Genomic DNA, 19,615 nt, shown 5'->3' on the forward strand with positions numbered 1-19,615 from the left:
GGCCATCAGGTGCTGGTGGGCCGTGCGGAGACCGTGGCGGCGCCCGCCATCACCCACATGAACACCAGCTCCGCCTCGGCCAGGATGGCGGAGCGGCGCTGAGGCGCCTCGATGCACTGCAGGCAGAGTCCGAAGGTCTGGTCGATGATGACGCGCAGGGCCAGATCGATGTCCTGATCGGACAAGGACGGCAGGCGTCCTTGCGCGCGGAAATCGCCGAGCATCTCCTGGCGGATCCGGGTCAGCGAGGCCTCGATGGCGTCTTTGGCAGGCGCCAGGGCGCCATGGCGCTCGCGCATGGACACCACGAACTCGTCGGGGTGCGCCAGGGCAAAGTCGAGCAACCAGCCCACCACGGTGCGCGAGGGTGGCTGCCCTGCCGGGGCGGCCAGGCGTGCCGCGCGCAGCCCCTCTCGAAGTTGCCCCCCGAAATCGGCAATGAGCTCGATCATCAGGCTGTCGACACTCTCAAAGTGCCGATAGATGGCATTGGTGCTGAGCCCTGCCTCCTGGGCCAGGGCCCGCACGCTCAGGCTGGCCGCACCCTCTCTGGCGGCCAGACGCGCCGCCGCATCCAGCAGCTTGCGCTTGCCTTGTCCGTACTGATGAATGGGGGCCAGTTTCATGCTCATGGGTGACATCCGGGCCTCACTGTGTCACAGATTTGCAGGTCAAGGACGTGGGGGTGGCCGCCTGCAAAGCTACACAAATCATCAAAAGATGATTGACATTGAATCGTTACAGATGTCATCATTAATTGACTTTTTGTGTTGCAAGCATGCCCACGCCCCTCAACCCCAAGCGCCTGATCCTCAATCTGCTGCGCGCCGCCGATGGCGCCTCCTTGAGCACCCGGGACGCCACAGCCGCCTGCGCCCTCTTCGGCATCCGCGAAAGCAATGTGCGCGTCGCCCTGGTCCGCCTGTCCACGGCGGGGCTGATCGAGGCGGCGGGCCGTGGCCACTACCGCCTGGGGCCACAGGCCGGCCCGCTGGCCGACGACGTCTCGCACTGGCACGAGGCCGAATCGCGCGTGTGCGACTGGGACGGCGGCTGGCTCATGGTCAGCACCGGTGGCCTGGGCCGCAGTGACCGACCGGCACTCCATGCCCGTGACCGCGCCCTGGCGCTGGCGGGTTTCCAGGCCCTGGAGCCCACCTTGTATGTGCGCCCCGACAACATGGTGGGCCACGCCGCTGCAGTGCGTGAGCGCCTGCACAAGCTGGGCCTCCATGAGCAGGCCCCCGTCTTTGCCGCCCGTGACCTGGACCCTCGACGCGAGCAAGAAGCCCGCACGCTGTGGGACGGCGCCGCACTGAACGCCAGTTACCGCAGCACCTGCCAGAAGCTGCAGCAGTGGATGGCACGCGCCGACCAGATCGACCTGGATGTGGCGGCCCGTGAATCCTTTTTGCTGGGCAACGACGCCATCCGCCAACTGGTGTTTGACCCCCTGCTGCCCGAACCCCTGGTGGATGTGTCCGCGCGCCGCGCCTGCACCCAGGTGGTTCAGGCGTTTGACCAGATGGGGCACGCGATCTGGCGGCGCCTGCTCTCACAAGTTCACCCTCACCCATGACCTCATCCGACCTGACCATGAGCCACAAGACCCCCTTCCTGACGCACGAGGTGCACAACGTGCCCGAGCCCATGCCGGCCTACAACGCCTGGACCAGTGACCTCGCCTTGCGTGAGGCGGTGACACGCGAAGGCGGTGCCTGGGCCGAGTCCTCTCTGACCAAGTACGGCGCCCTGGCCGGATGCGAGTTGATGGAACTGGGCCGCCTGGCCAACGAGAACCGCCCGAAGCTGCGCAGCTTTGATCGCCATGGCCGGCGGCTGGACGAGGTGGAGTTCCACCCGGCCTATCACGAGGTCATGCGTCAGGCCATGAAGCATGGCGTGCACAGCTTTTCATGGCGGCACGAGGACCAGGTGGGCGCGCATGTCGCACGTGCCGGTCTGGTCTACCTGGGCGCGCAGCCCGAGGCGGGCACCAGTTGCCCGCTGACGATGACGCATGCCGCCATCCCCTCCTTGCGCCAGGCCCCCGAGCTGGCAGCAGCATGGATCCCACGCATCCTGTCGACCGAATACGACCCCCGCATGCTGCCCATGGCCCAAAAGACGGCCGTGACCATCGGCATGGGCATGACGGAAAAACAAGGCGGCTCCGATGTGCGCAGCAACACCACGCGCGCGCACCGCCAAGCCGATGGCAGTTATGAGCTGGTGGGCCACAAGTTCTTCTTTTCTGCCCCGATGTGCGACGCCCACCTGGTGCTGGCGCAGGCCGAAGGGGGCCTGAGCTGCTTCCTGATGCCCCGGCTGCTGCCCGATGGCACGCGCAATGCCGTTCACATCCAGCGGCTCAAGGACAAGCTGGGTGACTGGAGCAATGCTTCATCGGAGGTGGAGTTCCTGGGGGCCACCGCTTACCTCGTGGGCTCCGAGGGGCGCGGGGTGGCCACCATCCTGGAGATGGTGGCTCTGACCCGGCAGGACTGCATCCTGGGATCGGCGGCGCTGATGCGCCAGGCCACCGTGCAGGCCTTGCACCACACGGCGCAGCGCTCGGCCTTTGGCCGCAAGCTGGTGGATCAGCCGCTGATGCGCAATGTGCTGGCCGACCTGGCGTTGGAAAGCGAAGCCGCCGTGGCCTTGGCCATGCGCGTGGCCCGCGCGGTGGATGCGTCCCCGCGCGATCCGCAAGAGGCGGCCCTGGCCCGCCTGATCACCGCCGTGGGCAAGTACTGGGTGTGCAAACGCACGCCCACCCTGATCAATGAAGCGCAGGAATGCCTGGGCGGCATCGGCTATGTCGAAGAAAACATCCTGCCCCGCCTGTACCGTCAAGCGCCGCTGAACTCGATCTGGGAAGGCAGCGGCAATGTCCAGTGCCTGGACGTGCTGCGCACCCTGCACAAGGAGCCCCAGGCACGCGACGCCCTGTTCGCCGAACTCGCCTCGGCCACCGGCCAGCATGCGGCGTTCGATCAGCACCTGGGCCGGCTGCAGCAAGCCTTTGCCGACCCGTCGACCCTGGAAGTGCGCAGCCGCAGGGTGGTCGAGCACATGGCGCTGGCGCTGCAAGCGGCGATCCTGATCAAGGCAGGTAACCCTGCCGTGTCTGACGCATTCTGTGCGTCCCGGCTGAGCGGGGACCACGGCTTGGTCTTGGGTACGCTGGGGGCGCAGGCGCCGCTCGCCGCCTTGATCACACGGACCACGCCATGCTGAGCGCTCACCCTTACGCTTGGTGACAAATCCGCCAGACCGTTCTCCGCCGCCCTCGCGGTGACTCCCTAGAATTCTGTGCTGTGGCATGCCACACACATAAACAATCACGGAGACCGGTCACCATGGCCATCAAACTCACCTGGCGGTGGCTGCTCGCCATCGTCGCAGCATGCCTTCTGAGCGCCTGCGAGCCCGCCGCCGACATCGTGGCGCCCACGCAGGCTACAGTGGGCACCGACATCACCTTCGACAGCAAGCTGCTGCCTCAGTTCACCCCCGAATCCCTGGTCAATGCGCAATACGATTGGGATTTCGGCGATGGCAGCCACGGCACTGGCCCCCAGGTGCACCACACCTATGCCCAGGCGGGTGAATACCGGGTGGTGCTGCGCATCTCCGACGACACCACCCGTCAGTGGGGGCAGGCCTACGAGACCGTTGCCACCGTCACGGTGACCGATGTCGCGACCGCGGAGTGCGCCATCACGCGCAGCCAGCCCGGGAGCGCCCCGGTGGTGTCGGCCAGCCACCCCAAGGTCTTCCTGAACCATGCCCAGACACTCAACTGCCTGCGCTCCATGGCCTCGGCTGAACATGCCTCCTTCACCCGCTTCAAGGCCTTTGTGGACCGTGAAATCGCCGACGGCGTCGACACCGACTCCATGTACGGCTATGAAGACTGGTTTGCCGCCCTGCTCTACCGCGTGACGGGCGAGACCAAATACCGTGACTTCGCCATCGCACGCGCTGACAAGTTCGTGGCCTCCGAAGAAGCCCTGATCGCGTCGGGTCAGCGTGCCACGGTCGCCCACGACAGCTATCTGTATGTCGGGCCGATCGTGGGCAATCTGGCTCTGGTCTACGACTGGTGCCACGACACCCTGACGCCCGCACAGCGCACGCGCTGGACGGCCTACATGAATCAGTCCGTCCACAATGTCTGGCACCCTGAGACAGCCTCCTGGGGCGGCAAAGTCTTCCCCTGGTCCGGCTGGTCCATCGACAACCCATCCAACAACTATTACTACTCCTTCTTGCGGGCCACCATGCTGACGGGCCTGGCCACCCACGGCGAAAACAGCCGCGCTCAGGAGTGGCTTGACGTGTTCCGCAACGACAAGATCGGCCAGGAACTGGTGCCCACCTTCACGCAAGACCTGGCGGGCGGCGGCTCACGGGAGGGCACGGGCTACGGCACGGCCATGAAGAACCTGTTCCAGATCTACGACTGGTGGGAGCGCTCCACTGGCGAGCGCATCGCCACCCTCACCCCGCATGCCCAGGCATCGCAAGCCTGGATGATGCACAACATCCTGCCCACCCTGGACCACCTGGCGGCTGTGGGTGACCAAGCTCGCGAATCCACGGCCAGCCTGTTCGATTACCACCGCGAGTACCTGCTGTCGCTGATCTCCCTGTTCCCGCAGGATCGCATGTCATCGGCTGCCAAGTCCCTGCTCGACCAGTCCACAGTGCCCCAAATGCAATACGGCTTCGAGCTGTTTGCCGATTACCTCTATCACCCCCCTGCCCTGGCTGCAGGCAGCCTCTCGGATCTGTCCACCAGCTACTGGTCACCAGGCACGGGCGAGGTGATGATGCGCTCGAGCTGGACCGACAGGAACGCCACTTACGCGCACTTCAGCTGTGGCCCTTACACCGAAAGCCATGCCCACCGCGATCAAGGCAGCTTCCAGATCTACCGGGGTGAATGGCTGGCCCCGACCAACAACATCTACACGCACTCAGGCATCCAGCAGGGCGAGGCCCTCAACAACCTCGTGCGCATCACCCAAGGGGGCAACACCCTCGCCCAAGGCTGGGGGCAGCGTTGCGATCTCGCGGCCCTGGCAGACACCCCGCTCTACACCTATGTGGCCGCGCGGGTGACGCCCATGTACACCGGTCAGGCCGCTGTCACCCAGGTGGAGCGCGAGTACCTGTTCATCAAGCCCGACACCTTTGTGGTGCTGGATCGTGCGGGTTCGGCCTCGGGCACCCAGCGTGTCTGGACCCTGAATCTGCCAGGGGCCCCCAGCGTGCAAGGCGACCAGTTGAGCTACACCGGTGCGCTGGGCAACCGGCTGGATGTTCACCGCGTGGCGCCGAGAGGGCTGAGCTATCAGGTCACCGACCCGATGACCGAATTCGACGAATCCTGGAGCCAGAGCGCCAAGCAAGTCAATGTCGCCGATGGCAGCGGTGCACAAACGATTTTCCTGCACGTGCTGGGCACCAATGGCTCCGTCAAGCTGACCTCCTCGGCCGATGTCAGCGGCCAGACGGGCGTTCGCATCGATCTGGCCGACGGTCGCATCGCGATTGTGCGCTTTGACAACAACGCGCCCGGCGGCTCATTGATCCTCACCAACGCCGACGGCACAACCGTGAGTTCGGGCCCCTTGCCGACATCGGTGCAGGCACCTGCGCTGTTCCGGCAGTGAGCCGGAGCCACTCCACCGAGTGGCTCCCATCACCCGTGAGTGCTCAGGGACGGGGCGTCGCGCCACGCCCCTGAGCCACCGCGCGCCGCCGCCGATGCCAGGCACACACGCCCACGCCAGCCAGCGCCAGCGCCCATCCTTCAGGCTCGGGCACCGACGACACCAGCACATTCTGTTCAGGTGCCGTGTCCATGCGGATGGCACTGATGGTCATCGATCCAGTGCCTGTGGGCGTACTGCCCGAGGAATCGCCCACCAGCATGGCGGTGGTCGACGCGGTCCAGGCACTGCCGCTGAACACGGTCTGCCCATCGATGCGATAAGACACCAGTCCGTTCTTGAGCAGGAACTCGTAAGTGTGGGTCTGTGTCATGTCGGCGATGGCGAAGTTGATGTACTGCGCCTGGGCCTGGGCTGGATCCCGGTACATCAGCGTCACGCCCTGGTACCTGGGCGCGCTGTAGCACGCGGAGCTGGACGAGCAATTGGTGTCCAGGAACTCGATCTGGGCGACATGGCTGCCGTCAATCAGATAGGCCACCCAATCACGTGCGCCGCTGGAAAACGATGCATCCAGGCTCAGCCAGTTGCCTTGCGCACTGTTGCCCAGGCTCCATGCAGGATCCGGGTCAGAGGCAGCGCTGTGGTTGCCAAACCAGACGCCCCGCGTATTGGCGGTGGTCAGGGTGACCGAGGAGCCATTGTTGATCATGCTGGTGCCCGAGAAGATGACTTCGTTCCAGGCAGCCGATGATCCGGTCGGCAAGGTGGTCACCACGGTGGCACCTGCCCAGGCAGGCAGCACCGCTGCAGCCAGGATGGACACGCCCTTGGCCAGCGCAGTGCCACAGGAGCGATGAAGGGGGGTCAGATCGGTGTTCATGAAAGGGTGAATGCGCTGTGTTGCAATGTCCGAAAGGCTAGAGTCAGCATCCACCCCTGTCCACCCTGATTTCAAGGGGGAGGCAGATTCAGTCGCATCACCACCCCCTCAAAAATGATGAGGCTGGCCTGGATGATGCGCTCCGGCGGGCTGCGGTGGCCCGTCATGACCCAGTTCTGGATGGACTGGTTGACCGAGCCCACCAGGGCTTCGCTCAGGGCACGCTCCTCTTCGGGCGACAGGGTCCAGGCGGGCTCATACAGCCGCGCCTGACTGCCCAGCAGCATGGCGAACTCCTCCCGCGCCCGGGCGTACAGTGCATCGATGCGAGGGTTGACGCCCAGCACCTCCAGCCAGCACAGACGCGCCACACGGGGATCTGCGATGACCTGGAACAAGGCCTGCAGCGCGGCCCTGACCACGGCCGACAGCAACGGTGGCGATGGCGTGGCCGTGATCGCCCCCAGGATGGCGGCCTTGAGGCGATCGGTCTGCTGCAGGTAGCTGCCCACCAGCACATCCTCCAGGCTGTCGAAGGACTCATAGAAGTAGCGATCTGCCAGCCCGGCCTGCTTGCACAAGCCTCTGACGGTGGCGCTCCTGAACCCCGTGGTGCCGAAGACCTCCAGCCCCGCTTGCAGGAACTGCTGGCGCCGACGCGCCACGCGCGCTTCTTTGGGTTCGCCCCCGTAGGGGCGCCCCGAGCTGGGGACCGAGATCGATGACTGATGCATCCCCATATTTGACGACATCCTTCTGCAGTTGTAAACTGCTGACGCACATCTTCAGTTTTAATCCTTCAACCCCTCTTCAGCCTTCAGGAGCCTGACATGCACGTGACCGTGATCGGTGGTGGCCTCATCGGCGCCTCCTGGGCGGCGCTCTTCCTGGCGCATGGCCATCGGGTGTGCGTACACGATGTGGCGCCGGGGGTCGAGGCCCGGGTGCGGCAAGAACTGCAACGCATCCAGCCTTTCATGGCGCAGTTGGGTCTGCCACTGGACCCTCACAGCCCCGCCCTGTCGTTTGACGGGGATCTGGCCCGCGCCGTGCGCCAGGCCGATGTCGTTCAGGAATGCGGGCCTGAGCGCCTGGCCTTCAAGCAGTCACTGTGGGTGTCGGTCGAATCACACTGCCGGCCCGATGCCCTGCTGCTGTCCTCCAGCTCAGGCATCACCGCCTCCATGCAGAGCCGCAAGATGGCATCGCCCCAGCGCATGTTGGTCGGACACCCCTTCAACCCGCCCCACCTGATCCCGCTGGTCGAAGTGGTGCCCGGGCGGCGGACCAGCGCCGAGGCCACCGAGCGTGCGCGCCAGTTCTACCTGGCCCTGGGCAAGCAGGCCATCGTGCTGCGCAAGGAGATCCCGGGCTTTGTGGCCAACCGCATCCAGGCCGCCGTGATCCGCGAGAGCGTCTCGCTGGTCCGCCAAGGGGTGGTGTCGGTGGAGGATCTGGACACGGCGGTGCAATCGTCCCTGGGTCTGCGCTGGGCCTGTGGCGGCCCCTTCCTGTCGGCCCACCTGGGCGGCGGCGCAGGCGGCATCGGGGCGTTCTTCAAACAGTTCGCTGGCGGGCTGCAACTGTTGTGGCTGCACATGCGCTTGCGCCCGGTCTTGCTGACCGGGGGGGCGCAGCGGGCCCTGGCACAGCAGATCGAGCAGCGCTATGGTGCGCAGAGCATCGACCAGTGGGCCTCCCGCCGGGATCAACAACAGATCGCCTTGCTGCAGGCCTTGCAGCGCCCCTCACAGTCAGAGTGAACCCCATGAAACTCCATCCAGATGAAGTGGTCCTGATCACCGGTTGCGGATCCGGCATCGGCAAGGCGCTTGCCCGTGCCTTCCACCAGCACGGCGTGGCGGTGTGCGCCACGGCCCGACGCCTGCCCACCATGGACGATCTGAAAAGTGAAGGCATCCAGACGCTGGCGCTGGACGTCACGCAGGCGCAAGACATCGCCCGGGTGCTGAGCGATCTGGCTGCCAGCGGCCGCACGGTGGGCATGCTGGTGAACAACGCGGGCTATGGCGCCATGGGGCCCTTGCTGGATGTGCCCAGTGAGCAATGGCAACGGCAGTTCGACGTCAATGTCTTTGCACCGATGGCACTGACCCGGGCGGTCTTACCCAGCATGATCCAGCGCCGCCGAGGCACCGTGGTCAACATCAGCAGTGTCTCTGGTGTGATGCCCACGCCTTTTGCCGGAGCCTATTGCGCCAGCAAGGCGGCCTTCAACGCCCTGTCGGATTCCCTGCGCATGGAACTGCGCCCCCTGGGCATCGATGTGGTCACGGTGCAGCCGGGCGGCATCCAGTCATCCTTTGGTGACCGCGCAGCGGACGACGTGAACCTGGCCCCCGACTCGCCCTACCAGGCCGTGCGAGAGGGGGTGCTGTCTCGCGCCAATGAAAGCCAGGCCGGCGCCATGCCCGCCGATGTCTTTGCCCGCACGCTGGTGCAGCAACTCGATCGCCCCGTGCGCCCCGCCGTGATCCGGCTGGGCGAGAAGAGCCGCATGCTGCCCTGGCTCAAGCAGTACTTGCCCACCGCCATGCTCGACCGCATCCTGAGCAAGCGTTTTCAGCTCGATCGATTGACTTGAACCGGCTCGGGCCTGCTGTCCCTCCAGGACTGGCTGACCTGTGGTGTTAGGGATTGATGACCCCAAACGGCTTGCCTACAGTGCCTGCCTGACATCAACACCCACCCATGGAGTTCACCGCAATGATCCGCCGCCCGTCCCTGCTGTCCACCCTTGTTATGGCTGTCACACTGGGGGGCGCTGCATCGGGCGCCAGCGCCGCGACCGTCTGGAGCGACTGCGTGCCCGTGCTCACCGGCACCTTTGCCAACCGCACGCATGTGAAATGCGCCTCGGCGGTCTCAGGCGGCATCGTCTGGTTTGCCGTGGACAGCAGCAAGGTGGATTACGCCAACCGCTTCATGAGCATGGTCAACACCGCCCTCGTGTCGGGCAAGACCCTGACCATCAATTACGACCCGGCTGACACCAGCGGCACCTCTTTCGGCTGCGGCGCCAACGATTGCCGCAAGGCCCTCGGCATCAACATGCGGTAAGCCACCATGAGCACCCCATGGCTACGCCCCGCCCTGTGCGCGGGCCTGACGCTGCTGACCCAGCAGGCACAGGCTGCCCTGTACTGGAACAACGGCGCGCAAACCTCCAAACCCACGCTGTGTTTTGCCGGCGATGCCAGCAGCAAACGCCCCGACCGCGTCAAGGCCATCAAAACCATCCTGGCCCAGTTCGAGCAGGCCGGCAATGTGCGCTTTCAGTACCAGGACACCTGCACCAGCAATGGCAATGCCACCAAGGACAACTTCACGGCCGACATCCGGATCGTGATTCCCGGCACCAGCTATGGCACGGTGAAGAACGTGTTCGGGCAGCTCAAACCCATCCCCGGGATCGGCTGCACCCGAGAGGAAGGTGGCGGCGGCTGGTCCTGGCCCCCCGACACCCGTGATGACCGACGCGAGTGCCTGTTCAATCTGCACCTGGGGGACGACAACTATGCGGCCACCCAGTTGGGCGATCCGGCCGGCGGCGCGACGCCCTTCATCAACCACCCTTTGCACGAGGTGGGCCATGCGCTGGGCCTGGCCCATGAACACGCACGCAAGGATGTCGACAAGGACTGGGTGCTCACCTTCATCGGGCAGATCCCCGGGGTCTCGGCCGATCAGGCCCAGAAGATCTATGACGCGGGCTACCGCTCGGTGCTGTCAATCCGAGGCCCCGACCCCAACAGCGACAAGACCACCGCACAGCAGATCAAGGACCATGTGGCCGCTCTGCAGAAGATCTCGGGTTACGAGAAGGAAGCAGATGCCGATGCCCTGCGGCTGGCAGCGCAGAAGGGCCTGACGGACAAGACCGTACAGGTCAGTGACTATGGCGGAGGCGCCACGGCCTACCTCTCGGCCTACGATCCCAAGTCCGTCATGCACTACACCTGGTCGACCTTGTTCAGTTTTGCGCCGGGCAACTACGCCAACACAGGTCTGTCAGAGCATGACCGGCTGGCCATCCACATCCTCTACCCGGAAGATGCACGGGTGGCCGAGCTGGTGGGTACCCGTGTGCTGCGCCAGGGTGAGACCCTGCACCTGCAATTGGGCTTGAAGGTGCGCGGCGCGGTGATCGCCACGGCCCTCAAGAGCATCTCCTGGCAGATCGATGGCGTGGTGAAATCAACCGGCGACAGCGTGTCGGTGGCCTCGCTGAGCGCAGGCAAGCACATGCTGCGCCTGGACTACACGGATCTGCTGGGCCGAGCCTTCACCTATTCGACCCCCATCGAGGTGCTGCCGGCGCAGGACTACCAGCGGCGCATCAGTGCACCGCTGGCGGCGCAAGGCGCGCTGCTCTGACGCCCGGGCGACGGTCATGCGCCGTATAGTGTGGTCCCACAGGCCCTGCACCATGGGCCACACAGGGAGTGCGCCATGAGCCTGACCGAGTCCACCGACTGCGACCTTGTTCTCTACACCAACCCCCGGTCGCGTGGCCAGATCGCCCGATGGATGCTGGAGGAAACCGGCGCCCCCTACCGTCAGGTGCTGCTGCAGTACGGCACCACGATGAAGGCGCCTGACTACCTCCAGATCAACCCCATGGGCAAGGTGCCCGCCATCACCCACCGGGGGCAGGTGGTCACCGAGTGCGCGGCGATCTGCGCCTATCTGGCCGACGCGTTTCCTCAGGCGGGCCTGGCCCCCGCTCCGCAGGAGCGCGCCAGCTACTACCGCTGGCTGTTCTTTGCCGCCGGCCCTCTGGAGGCCGCCGTGATCGACCGCGCATTGAAGGTCGAAGTCAGCCCCGAGCAACAGCGCATGGTCGGCTACGGCAGCTTCGAGCGCGCGATCGAGGTGCTGGCTCAGGCCGTGAGCGCTGGCCCCTACATCACTGGCAGCCAGTTCACGGCCGCCGATGTCTATGCCGGCGCCCAGGTGCTGTGGGGCCTGCAGTTCGGCAGCCTCCCCAAACGCCCGGAGTTCGAGGACTACGCAGCCCGCCTGACCCAGCGACCGGCCTATCGTGCCGCCAAGGCCATCGACGAGGCCCTGGGCCAGGCAGCGTCGACCGGAGGCTGATCCATGGGAGCCTGGAAGCGCGGCCGACACCTCCTGCGCCGCGAGGAACTGGTGGCGCAGATGCGTCATCGACTGGAACGCCAGTCCTTTCCGCGCCTGCAGATGATGTTGATCGTCTCGCTGGCGGGCCTGTTCGGCTGGCTGAGCTCGCTGGGCTTGCTGGCGGCCGGCCTGGACAGCATGGCCCTGCGCTACCCGAGCGCGCTGATGCTGGCCTATGCTTGCTTTCTGACGCTGCTGTGGTTGTGGCTGCGCACCCGTGCGCAGGACTACGGCAGCGACCTGCCCAACCCGCTGGACCTGATCCCGACACCGGACATCGGCCCGGACGCCGTGCCTGGCCCCCATGTGTTCAGCAGCGGTGGGGGCGGTGATTTTGCCGGTGGCGGGGCTCAGGCCTCCTTTGCCGACCCTGGCCCGGCGGCCCTGACCGAGTCCTCGGGCAACTCCTCCTCCCTGCCCGATCTGAAAGAGGTGGCCGGCTCGGTCGGTGACGCCGATGAGCTGGTTATCCCCCTGGCCGTCATCGCGTTGCTGGTGGGCCTGGCCCTGTCATCCTTCTATGTGATCTATGTGGCGCCGGGTCTGTTTGCCGAATTGATGGTCGACGGCGCGCTGTCTGTGCTGCTCTACCGCCGCATGCGCATGGAGGATCGCTCGCACTGGCTCTCCACGGCCGTGCGGCGTACGATCTGGCCCTTGCTCATCACTGCGGCCTTCGTGGCCGGCATGGGCGTGCTGATGAACCAGATCGCGCCTGAAGCCCGCACCTTGGGCGATGTGATCCGCCACCATCAACAGGACGAATGAGGACGGGCCATGGCGTCAGATCAGAGCTTTGTGGAGTACGTCTTCGAGCAGGCACGCCTGACCGATGAGCTGTCGTACCGCAAGATGTTCGGCGAATACGCGGTCTACCTGCGTGGCAAGGTCGTGGGCCTGGTCTGCGACAACCAGTTCTTCGTCAAACCCACGGATCCCGGCAAGGCCTTGCTGGGCCGGTGGACCGAAGGGCTGCCCTACCCCGGGGCCAAGCCTTATCTCCGCATGGGTGAGGAGCTCGACGCCCCTGACCTGCTGCACCGCCTGCTGATCGTCACCGCCGAGGCCTTGCCCCTGCCCAAACCCAGACCGGCAAGTAAAACCGCCCGAAAATCCGCAGGCCGTGCCACGCCACGGACGCCATGAGCCGCCGCCCGTCGCCCAGCCTTCGGCGCTTCGAGGCGCCCATCGCCGACACGGCGCGGCATGAGCTGAGCGCGGCACTGGGGAGCGTGCTGAAAGAACTGCCCGAGGCCCTGCGCGGCCGTGACCCGGAGGCCGTGCACCGCCTGCGGGTGGCCACGCGCCGGGCCCGCACCCAGCTCGACCTCTTTGCCCACTGCCTCAGCAAGCGCACACGCCGGGAGATCCGATCGGCCTTGCGCGATCTGCGCCATGCTGCGGCGGCCAGGCGCGACTGGGACGTGATGTTGACCCGTGTCATCGCGCAAGCTGCCACCATGGCCACGCCATCAGCCCCCAGCCTGGACGGCCTGCTGAGCCATGTGCTGGCCATGCAAGTTGCGGCCCAGACCCTACTGCAGAGAGAGGGCCCGGCCATCGCCCAACGCCTGCAAGAGGTGCTGGAGACGCTGCCAACCGCCCTGAGGCCGCCTCGCGCCCATCGACCACAGACCCTGATGGATCAGGCCCGGCCCGTGTTCACCACGCTGCTGGGCGATCTGGCGCACGCCTGTCGACGCGAACCTCGCAGCCCGCAGGCCTTGCACCGCGTGCGCATCGTGATCAAGCACCTGCGCTACGCCCTGGAGGTGTTTCGGCCCCGACTGCCGGCGGCATGGCGCAAGCAACTCTATGCCCAGGTGATCGAGGCGCAAGAGATCCTCGGACAAGCCAATGACAGTGCCAATGCCGCAGCTCATCTGCAGGCGATCTCGCAGCAACTGCGCGCACTGCCAGCGGCCACTCGCCAACGCTTGCGCCAGGCGATCCAGCCGCTGATGGCCCAGGAGCGATCCCTGCATCGCCAGCAGGCGCAGGCCTTTGCGGCCTGGTGGCAGCGCTGGCACGATGCCGGTGGTGCGGCCTCGTTTGAGCCCTGGCTCGATCAACTGCCCTGATCAGGACTATATTGGGCCCATGACCGAGCCCCTGCTGCTGACCGCCACCCAGATCTCCACCTTCAACGGCCGGCAGTTGCTGACCCGTGCCAGTGGCTTTTTCTTCCTGCGTGATGAGCGCCTGTTTCTGGTGACCAGCCGGCACGTGGTCATCGACGAGCCCAGCAAGCATCACCCGGACCGCATCGAGATCGAGCTGCACACCGATGAGCGCAACCTCACGCAGTCCACAGGCTGGTCGGTGCTGCTCTACCGGCAAGGCAAGAGCATCTGGCGCCAGGGGCGCGACGCCACCGGCGAGATCGACGTGGCCGTGCTCGAACTGGAGCGCAGCGCCTTGCCCAAGTCAGCGGTGGTGCGTGCCTTCACCCCGGCCCATCTGCAGGCCTCGCTGGACGAGATCGAGGTGGGCACGCCCTTGCTGATCGTCGGCTTCCCCTTGGGTTTTCACGACACCTTGCACCACCTGCCCGTGGTGCGTCAGGCGGTGATCGCCTCGTCCTTCGGGCTGCGGTTTCAGGGGCAAGGCTACTTTCTGACCGATGCGCGCACGCATCGGGGCACCAGTGGCGCCCCGGTGGTCATGCGCGCCACGCAAGCGGAACTCAAAGACAGCCCCCTGCCCTGGAAGCTGCTGGGCGTGCACTCTGCACGCATGGACATGGGCTCGCGCGATCTGCAGCAAGATGAATCACTCGGGCTGAACTGCGCCTGGTATGCCGACATCCTGATGACCTTGACGGAGTGACTGCGGTGGCTCTGGGCACCTGATCCGGGGGGAGCCCCCCACGTTCTAGGTGCTGTATCCATTGACACGAGTCCTTACACTTGCGCTCAGCCTGGATGTCCGTCCGCCAGGCCCATAACGACCAATCTGTTGGAGTCCTTACATGAAGAAATTCCTCGCCGCCGCCCTGTCCGTGGCCGCACTGTCCAGCGCCCACGCCGTGGTTGTCGACTTCGACACCCTGCCTGGTGGCGGCTCGATCGCCTCGGGTTCCATCATCACCAATGAATACGCCTCGGTGGGTGTCGTGTTCTCGATGTCGGATCTGGGCGCCCCCCAGACGGGCCCTTACGCCATCCAGCAGTTCGCCGGTTCGAGCAATCCCTATGGCAATGCCCTGTGGAACTGCAATGTGGGTTGTGGCCCTCGCTCTGACACCATCACCATGACCTTCTCAGCGCCTGTCAGTGCTGTGTCCTGGCTGGTGGACTCCGAAGGCTCCATGCCCATCACCTTCAATGCCTACGACAGCTCCAATGTGCTGCTGGAGTCGGTGTCGATCATGAGCGACTTCCCAAGCTATGCATCTGCATCGTTCTCGGTGGGTGGCATCGCCCGCATCGACGCCGTGAACCCGACGCAAGGTTGGGGCTGGGCCATGGACAACCTGACCTTCACCACCTCGGCCGTGCCTGAGCCCGAAAGCTATGCGCTGGCCCTCGCTGGTCTGATGGTGGTCGGCGCCCTGGCGCGTCGTCGCCAGGCCTGATCCGCCTCGCTTCGTGACAACGGCCCGCTCATGCGGGCCGTTTTTCATGGGGGCTGTGCTCAATCCCCCTGTTGCCGTGCTGCCGCCTCTCGCAGCTTGTCCTTCTTGCTCTTGCGCTTGCCCTTGATCCCGCCATTGGGATCTGGCCGGTGAGCAGAAGCATCCGGCACAGCCTTGTCAGACGCCACCCCCTCGGGCTCAAAGCCCTCGATCCGCTCACGCGGCACACGTTGGCCCTGACGCTTTTCGATCAGGCGGAAGTGCGATTCGGTGTCCGCGCTGATGAAGCTCACGGCCACGCCCTTCTCACCGGCGCGCCCGGTGCGCCCGATGCGGTGGGTGTAGTCCACTGCGGAGCGCGGCAGGTCGTAGTTGACCACCGCCGGCAACTGCGCGATGTCGATGCCGCGCGCGGCCAGATCCGTGGCCACCAGCACTTGCAGGCGACCTGCCTTGAAATCCCCCAGCGCCAGGGTGCGTGCGCCCTGACTGAGCTCGCCGTGCAGGGGCTTGGCCTTGATCCCCTGGCGAGCCAGCTTGTCGGCCACATGCTCGGCGCTGTACTTGGTGGCCACAAACACCATCACGCGGCTCCAGCCCTGCTGGGCCAGCAGGTGGCGCAGCAGCGGCGTGCGGTCCTGGGTGTCGACCTCGATGGCGCGCTGCTCGATGTCGGCCACTTCGGCCTCGTCCTGCACGACCTCGATGCGCTCAGGCTCATGCAACAAGGCGTTCGCCAGGGCCTGCACGGGCTGCGGGAAGGTGGCCGAGAAAAACAAGCTCTGGCGCTGCGGGGGCAGCATGTCCACGATGCGCTGCATCTCATCGGCAAAGCCCAGATCGAACAGGCGGTCTGCCTCGTCGAGCACCAGCACTGACACGCCGCCCAGGCCCAGGGCATGGTGGTCAATCAGGTCCAGCAGGCGGCCCGGGGTGGCCACCACGATGTCGGCGCCGCCGCGCAAGGCCATCATCTGGGGGTTGATGGACACACCACCAAAGGCCACCACCACCTTGAGGCTCACCGGCAGGCTCTGGCTGAGCACGCGCAAGGTGTCGGCCACCTGGGTGGCCAGCTCACGGGTGGGCACGAGCACCAGCACACCGCCATGGGAGCGACCGGCCTGATGGCTGTCCAGCAGGGCTTGCAGCACGGGCAAGCCATAAGCCGCCGTCTTGCCCGAGCCCGTGCGGGCCGTGGCCAGGACATCACGGCCCTGCAGGACCACGGGGATGGCCGCCGCCTGGATGGGAGTGGGGTCTGAGAAAGCTTGGTCGCTGGCGGCACGCACCAGTGCAGGCGACAGGCCCAGGGAGGCAAATGACATGGAACAAGGATGCCGTGAACACGGCCCGGGGCAAGAAAGTTGAGCAGTGTATAGGGGAGTGCTCAGGCAGCCAAATCACACGCCATCATCGGACCAAGGACTGCAACCACTCCGGTTTGATGTGCGCCGGCGGCTTCTTGCAGTTCGCTCCGAGCCATTTGCCCACAGTCTGCAACTCAGACACCTGAGTTTTGCCGCCAGGCCATGTCATGACCGCCTTCTGGGCGCTACGCGTTTCGCCGGCACTGACCAGCACAAACTCACCATCCATCGAACCGGTGATGGCCACAGGCGATCCTCCAGCGCTCTCAGGGGGCATCTGACCGGCGCAGGGCGCCTTGAAACTGATCACATTGCCTTTGACCACAACGGTCGGATGGGGGCACTCGGGGGTGACGCTGCGCTGCACGAGCGCCTGAAGGGCGAGCGTTTCAGCAGTCTGGCACTGCACTTCCGGCATCCAGCCCGCAGGCAAACCAAGGTGCTTCATGGACGTCTTGATGGTCGACGCGGCCTTGTCGTCCATGCTGCCGAAAAAGAGGTCTCCCATGGACTGCCCGTCGATGGTCACCTGGCTGGCCTGCACCCACAGGCCCGGCTTGAGGCTGATCAGTTGCGCCGATGCCTGAGAGTGCGTACCAAACAAGGCCGCAGCCATGGAAGCAACAACCAGCGCGTGAGCCACACGTTTCATGACGAATATCTTTCCTGAGCTTGAAGGGGTAGTGCTGATCCTAAGGTGACATAGCCGAGTGCCCCGCAGGGGATTACCAGGGTGCCCATTCATTTCAAGACGACTGGTCATATTATTCAACCCATGGCCCGCACCGCAGACAAGACCGACATCCCCCGACGCCTCACGGACGCGGGCTACGCCCTGTTCACGCAGAACGGCTACAACGCCACGGGCATCCAGCAGATCACGGATCAGGCCGGGGTGCCCAAGGGCTCTTTCTACAACCACTTCGACAGCAAGGAAGCCTTCGCTGGCCAGATCATCCGCCACTACGCCGAGTGGGTGGATCAATCCTGGCAGAGCTGCCTGCAGGATGCTCCGGCGGATCCGCTGGACACCATCCGGCACCTCTTTGGCAAGTTCATCCGCCACCACGAGCAGGCCGTGTGCCCGGGTTGCCTGGTGGGCAACTTTGCCGCCGAGGTGTCCGAATCCAGCGAGTCCTGCCGGGCCGCGCTGTCAGCCGTCATGGACACCTGGCGCGAGCGCCTGGCCGTCCTGATCCGCCAGGCCCAGCAGGCCGGGCGTGTGCGCCAGGATCTCGATGCCCTGACGCTGGCCGGCTTCTTCTGGGACGCGTGGGAGGGTGCCCTGCTGCGCATGAAGGTCGAGCACGATTCACGCCCCCTCAAGGAGGCCTTGAGCTTGATGCTGGACAAGTTCTTCCAGCCCTGAATTTTCCTCAACCCACACTGGAGCCACGCTCATGGGAACCCCCTCTCTGTTCGACACATTCAAGCTGGGCAACATCACCCTGTCCAACCGCATGGTGATGGCCCCCCTGACGCGCAACCGCGCTGAACCGGGCAACGTGCCCGGCGCCATGACCATCGAGTACTACGCCCAGCGCGCCAGCGTTGGCCTGATCATTGCCGAAGCCACCCAGGTGTCGGCCCAGGCCCAGGGCTATGTGGCCACCCCCGGCCTGCACACCCCCGAGCAGATCGCCGGCTGGCGCAAGGTGACCGACGAGGTCCATGCCCGTGGCGGCAAGATCTTCGTGCAACTGTGGCACACGGGCCGCATGTCTCACACCGCCTTCCAGCCGGGTGAGCAGGCCCCGGTGGCGCCTTCGGCCATCGCGGCCAAGGCCAAGACCTACATCCCGGGCGCCGGCTATGTGGACACCTCCACGCCCCGCGCTCTGGAAACAGCGGAGGTGGCAGGCATCGTCAACGATTTCCGCACCGCGGCCCGCCACGCCATCGAGGCCGGGTTTGACGGCATCGAGATCCACGGCGCCCATGGTTACCTGCTGGATGCCTTCCTGCGTGATGGCTCCAACAAGCGCACCGACATCTACGGGGGCAGCATCGAGAACCGTGCCCGCTTCCTGCTGGAAGTGATGGCCGCCGTGATCGCCGAGATCGGCGCCGACAAGGTGGGTGTGCGCATCTCGCCCGTCTCGCCTGTGAACGACTCCAACGAGAGCGCCCCCCAAGCCCTGTTCGAATACGTGGTGCGCGAGCTGGACAAGCTCAAGCCCATCTACGTGCACGTGGTGGAAGGCGCCACCGGTGGCCCTCGCGACAACGCTCCCTTCGACTACGAGGCCCTGCGCCGCCTGTACTCGGGCGTCTGGATGGTCAACAACGGCTACACCCAGGCCATGGCCGAAGAAGCCATTGCCTCGGGCAAGGCTGATCTGGTGTCTTTTGGCCGCGCCATGCTGACCAACCCTGACCTGCCCCGCCGCTTCAAGGAAAACGCCCCGCTGAACGAGCTGTTCACCGATGCGCCCTTGTACGGGGGGCAAGGCCCGCACGGCTACATCGACTACCCCGCACTGCCCGACTGAGGCCAAATGGGCACACGCAGGCATCGCTTTTTTGACATGAGTCATTGTCAGACTAGAATGGGTCGCCCCTGGGCATTCACTTCTACCTTGATGGAGACTCCATGACGATCGCGAACACCTGCGTGCTGGTTGCAGCCGTTCTTCCCGTCCTGACCGTGGGCCTGGCCAAGTTCACCTCGCTGAGCAGCCCACGCAAGGGCGGCTACGACAACAACGACCCCCGCGGTTGGGAAGCCAGGCAGCAAGGCTGGAAGGCCCGCGCCGCGGCCGCCCAGAACAATGGCTTTGAAGCCCTGCCTCTGTTCGTGTTCGCCGTGCTGGTGGCGCAGGCGGCGGGTCTGGATCAGGGCCGCACGGACATGCTCGCCATGGGCTTCATTGCCGCGCGCCTGGTCTATGTGGCCGTCTACCTGGCCAACCTGGGCAATCTGCGCTCGCTGGTGTGG

At 65.4% G+C, this 19,615-nt stretch carries 21 protein-coding genes; 16 read left to right on the top strand and 5 right to left on the bottom strand.

The window, feature by feature from the left end; translation table 11 throughout:
* Window positions 1–5 precede the first annotated feature (5 nt).
* The gene (locus tag VFW84_RS04195; RefSeq protein ID WP_329679178.1) at window positions 6–632 is read right to left on the bottom strand and encodes a TetR/AcrR family transcriptional regulator; all 627 of its coding nucleotides are present in this window, start codon (window positions 630–632) and stop codon (window positions 6–8) included.
* A gap of 146 nt (window positions 633–778) precedes the next feature.
* Between VFW84_RS04195 and VFW84_RS04200 the strand changes: the two genes are divergently transcribed.
* From VFW84_RS04200 to VFW84_RS04210, 3 genes are all read left to right on the top strand, one after another.
* Window positions 779–1,579 carry a PaaX family transcriptional regulator C-terminal domain-containing protein gene (locus VFW84_RS04200; protein WP_329679179.1) on the top strand — a complete coding sequence of 267 codons (801 nt, stop codon included), beginning with the start codon at window positions 779–781 and terminating at the stop codon, window positions 1,577–1,579.
* The gene (locus VFW84_RS04205; RefSeq protein WP_329679180.1) at window positions 1,576–3,240 is read left to right on the top strand and encodes an isovaleryl-CoA dehydrogenase; all 1,665 of its coding nucleotides are present in this window, start codon (window positions 1,576–1,578) and stop codon (window positions 3,238–3,240) included. The genes VFW84_RS04200 and VFW84_RS04205 overlap by 4 nt, the downstream gene beginning before the upstream one ends.
* A gap of 122 nt (window positions 3,241–3,362) precedes the next feature.
* Complete coding sequence (locus VFW84_RS04210; RefSeq protein WP_329679181.1) at window positions 3,363–5,684, top strand: PKD domain-containing protein; 2,322 nt, start codon at window positions 3,363–3,365, stop codon at window positions 5,682–5,684.
* A gap of 43 nt (window positions 5,685–5,727) precedes the next feature.
* Here VFW84_RS04210 and VFW84_RS04215 read toward each other — a convergent pair whose 3' ends face one another.
* Complete coding sequence (locus VFW84_RS04215; RefSeq protein ID WP_329679182.1) at window positions 5,728–6,567, bottom strand: PEP-CTERM sorting domain-containing protein; 840 nt, start codon at window positions 6,565–6,567, stop codon at window positions 5,728–5,730.
* A gap of 71 nt (window positions 6,568–6,638) precedes the next feature.
* Window positions 6,639–7,301 (bottom strand): TetR/AcrR family transcriptional regulator, encoded by a 663-nt coding sequence (locus VFW84_RS04220; RefSeq protein ID WP_329679183.1) that lies wholly within the window; start codon window positions 7,299–7,301, stop codon window positions 6,639–6,641.
* 96 nt (window positions 7,302–7,397) lie between these two features.
* On the opposite strand from VFW84_RS04220, the gene VFW84_RS04225 reads away from it, so the two are divergent.
* The 10 genes from VFW84_RS04225 (at window position 7,398) to VFW84_RS04270 (ending at window position 15,307) form a co-directional block, all read left to right on the top strand.
* On the top strand, window positions 7,398–8,330 hold the full coding sequence (locus tag VFW84_RS04225) for a 3-hydroxyacyl-CoA dehydrogenase NAD-binding domain-containing protein (protein WP_329679184.1): 933 nt from the start codon (window positions 7,398–7,400) through the stop codon (window positions 8,328–8,330).
* Window positions 8,331–8,335: 5 nt separating this feature from the next.
* Window positions 8,336–9,172, top strand: coding sequence for an SDR family oxidoreductase (locus VFW84_RS04230; protein ID WP_329679185.1), 837 nt, complete (start codon window positions 8,336–8,338; stop codon window positions 9,170–9,172).
* A 107-nt stretch (window positions 9,173–9,279) separates the two neighbouring features.
* Window positions 9,280–9,648 (top strand): hypothetical protein, encoded by a 369-nt coding sequence (locus VFW84_RS04235; RefSeq protein WP_329679186.1) that lies wholly within the window; start codon window positions 9,280–9,282, stop codon window positions 9,646–9,648.
* 6 nt (window positions 9,649–9,654) lie between these two features.
* Entirely contained in the window at window positions 9,655–10,965 is a 1,311-nt protein-coding gene (locus VFW84_RS04240) for a hypothetical protein (RefSeq protein WP_329679187.1), read from the top strand.
* A gap of 75 nt (window positions 10,966–11,040) precedes the next feature.
* Entirely contained in the window at window positions 11,041–11,688 is a 648-nt protein-coding gene (locus VFW84_RS04245; RefSeq protein ID WP_329679188.1) for a glutathione S-transferase family protein, read from the top strand.
* Between the two features lie 3 nt (window positions 11,689–11,691).
* Window positions 11,692–12,498: a hypothetical protein gene (locus tag VFW84_RS04250; RefSeq protein ID WP_329679189.1), complete on the top strand. Its 807-nt coding sequence runs from the start codon at window positions 11,692–11,694 to the stop codon at window positions 12,496–12,498.
* A gap of 9 nt (window positions 12,499–12,507) precedes the next feature.
* Window positions 12,508–12,876 (top strand): TfoX/Sxy family protein, encoded by a 369-nt coding sequence (locus tag VFW84_RS04255; protein ID WP_329679190.1) that lies wholly within the window; start codon window positions 12,508–12,510, stop codon window positions 12,874–12,876.
* A complete protein-coding gene (locus tag VFW84_RS04260) occupies window positions 12,873–13,811 on the top strand; it encodes a CHAD domain-containing protein (protein WP_329679191.1) in 939 nt (312 codons plus the stop codon). Before VFW84_RS04255 ends, VFW84_RS04260 begins: the two co-directional genes overlap by 4 nt.
* Before the next feature lie 19 nt (window positions 13,812–13,830).
* Entirely contained in the window at window positions 13,831–14,559 is a 729-nt protein-coding gene (locus tag VFW84_RS04265; RefSeq protein WP_329679192.1) for a serine protease, read from the top strand.
* 142 nt (window positions 14,560–14,701) lie between these two features.
* Window positions 14,702–15,307, top strand: coding sequence for a PEP-CTERM sorting domain-containing protein (locus tag VFW84_RS04270; protein ID WP_329679193.1), 606 nt, complete (start codon window positions 14,702–14,704; stop codon window positions 15,305–15,307).
* A gap of 59 nt (window positions 15,308–15,366) precedes the next feature.
* Here the strand turns inward: VFW84_RS04270 and VFW84_RS04275 are convergent, their stop codons facing one another.
* Together VFW84_RS04275 and VFW84_RS04280 are read right to left on the bottom strand one after the other, a co-directional pair.
* Window positions 15,367–16,635: a DEAD/DEAH box helicase gene (locus tag VFW84_RS04275; RefSeq protein ID WP_329679194.1), complete on the bottom strand. Its 1,269-nt coding sequence runs from the start codon at window positions 16,633–16,635 to the stop codon at window positions 15,367–15,369.
* A gap of 85 nt (window positions 16,636–16,720) precedes the next feature.
* A complete protein-coding gene (locus tag VFW84_RS04280) occupies window positions 16,721–17,440 on the bottom strand; it encodes a DUF3617 domain-containing protein (RefSeq protein WP_329679195.1) in 720 nt (239 codons plus the stop codon).
* A 12-nt stretch (window positions 17,441–17,452) separates the two neighbouring features.
* Between VFW84_RS04280 and VFW84_RS04285 the strand changes: the two genes are divergently transcribed.
* The 3 genes from VFW84_RS04285 to VFW84_RS04295 all read left to right on the top strand — a co-directional run.
* Window positions 17,453–18,046, top strand: coding sequence for a TetR/AcrR family transcriptional regulator (locus VFW84_RS04285; RefSeq protein ID WP_329679196.1), 594 nt, complete (start codon window positions 17,453–17,455; stop codon window positions 18,044–18,046).
* A gap of 31 nt (window positions 18,047–18,077) precedes the next feature.
* Complete coding sequence (locus VFW84_RS04290) at window positions 18,078–19,169, top strand: alkene reductase (protein WP_329679197.1); 1,092 nt, start codon at window positions 18,078–18,080, stop codon at window positions 19,167–19,169.
* A 101-nt stretch (window positions 19,170–19,270) separates the two neighbouring features.
* On the top strand, window positions 19,271–19,615 hold a 345-nt coding region (locus VFW84_RS04295), incomplete at its 3' end, for an MAPEG family protein (protein WP_329679198.1).

The sequence above is a fragment of the Aquabacterium sp. genome (genome assembly GCF_036279655.1).
GTDB lineage: Bacteria > Pseudomonadota > Gammaproteobacteria > Burkholderiales > Burkholderiaceae_C > Aquabacterium.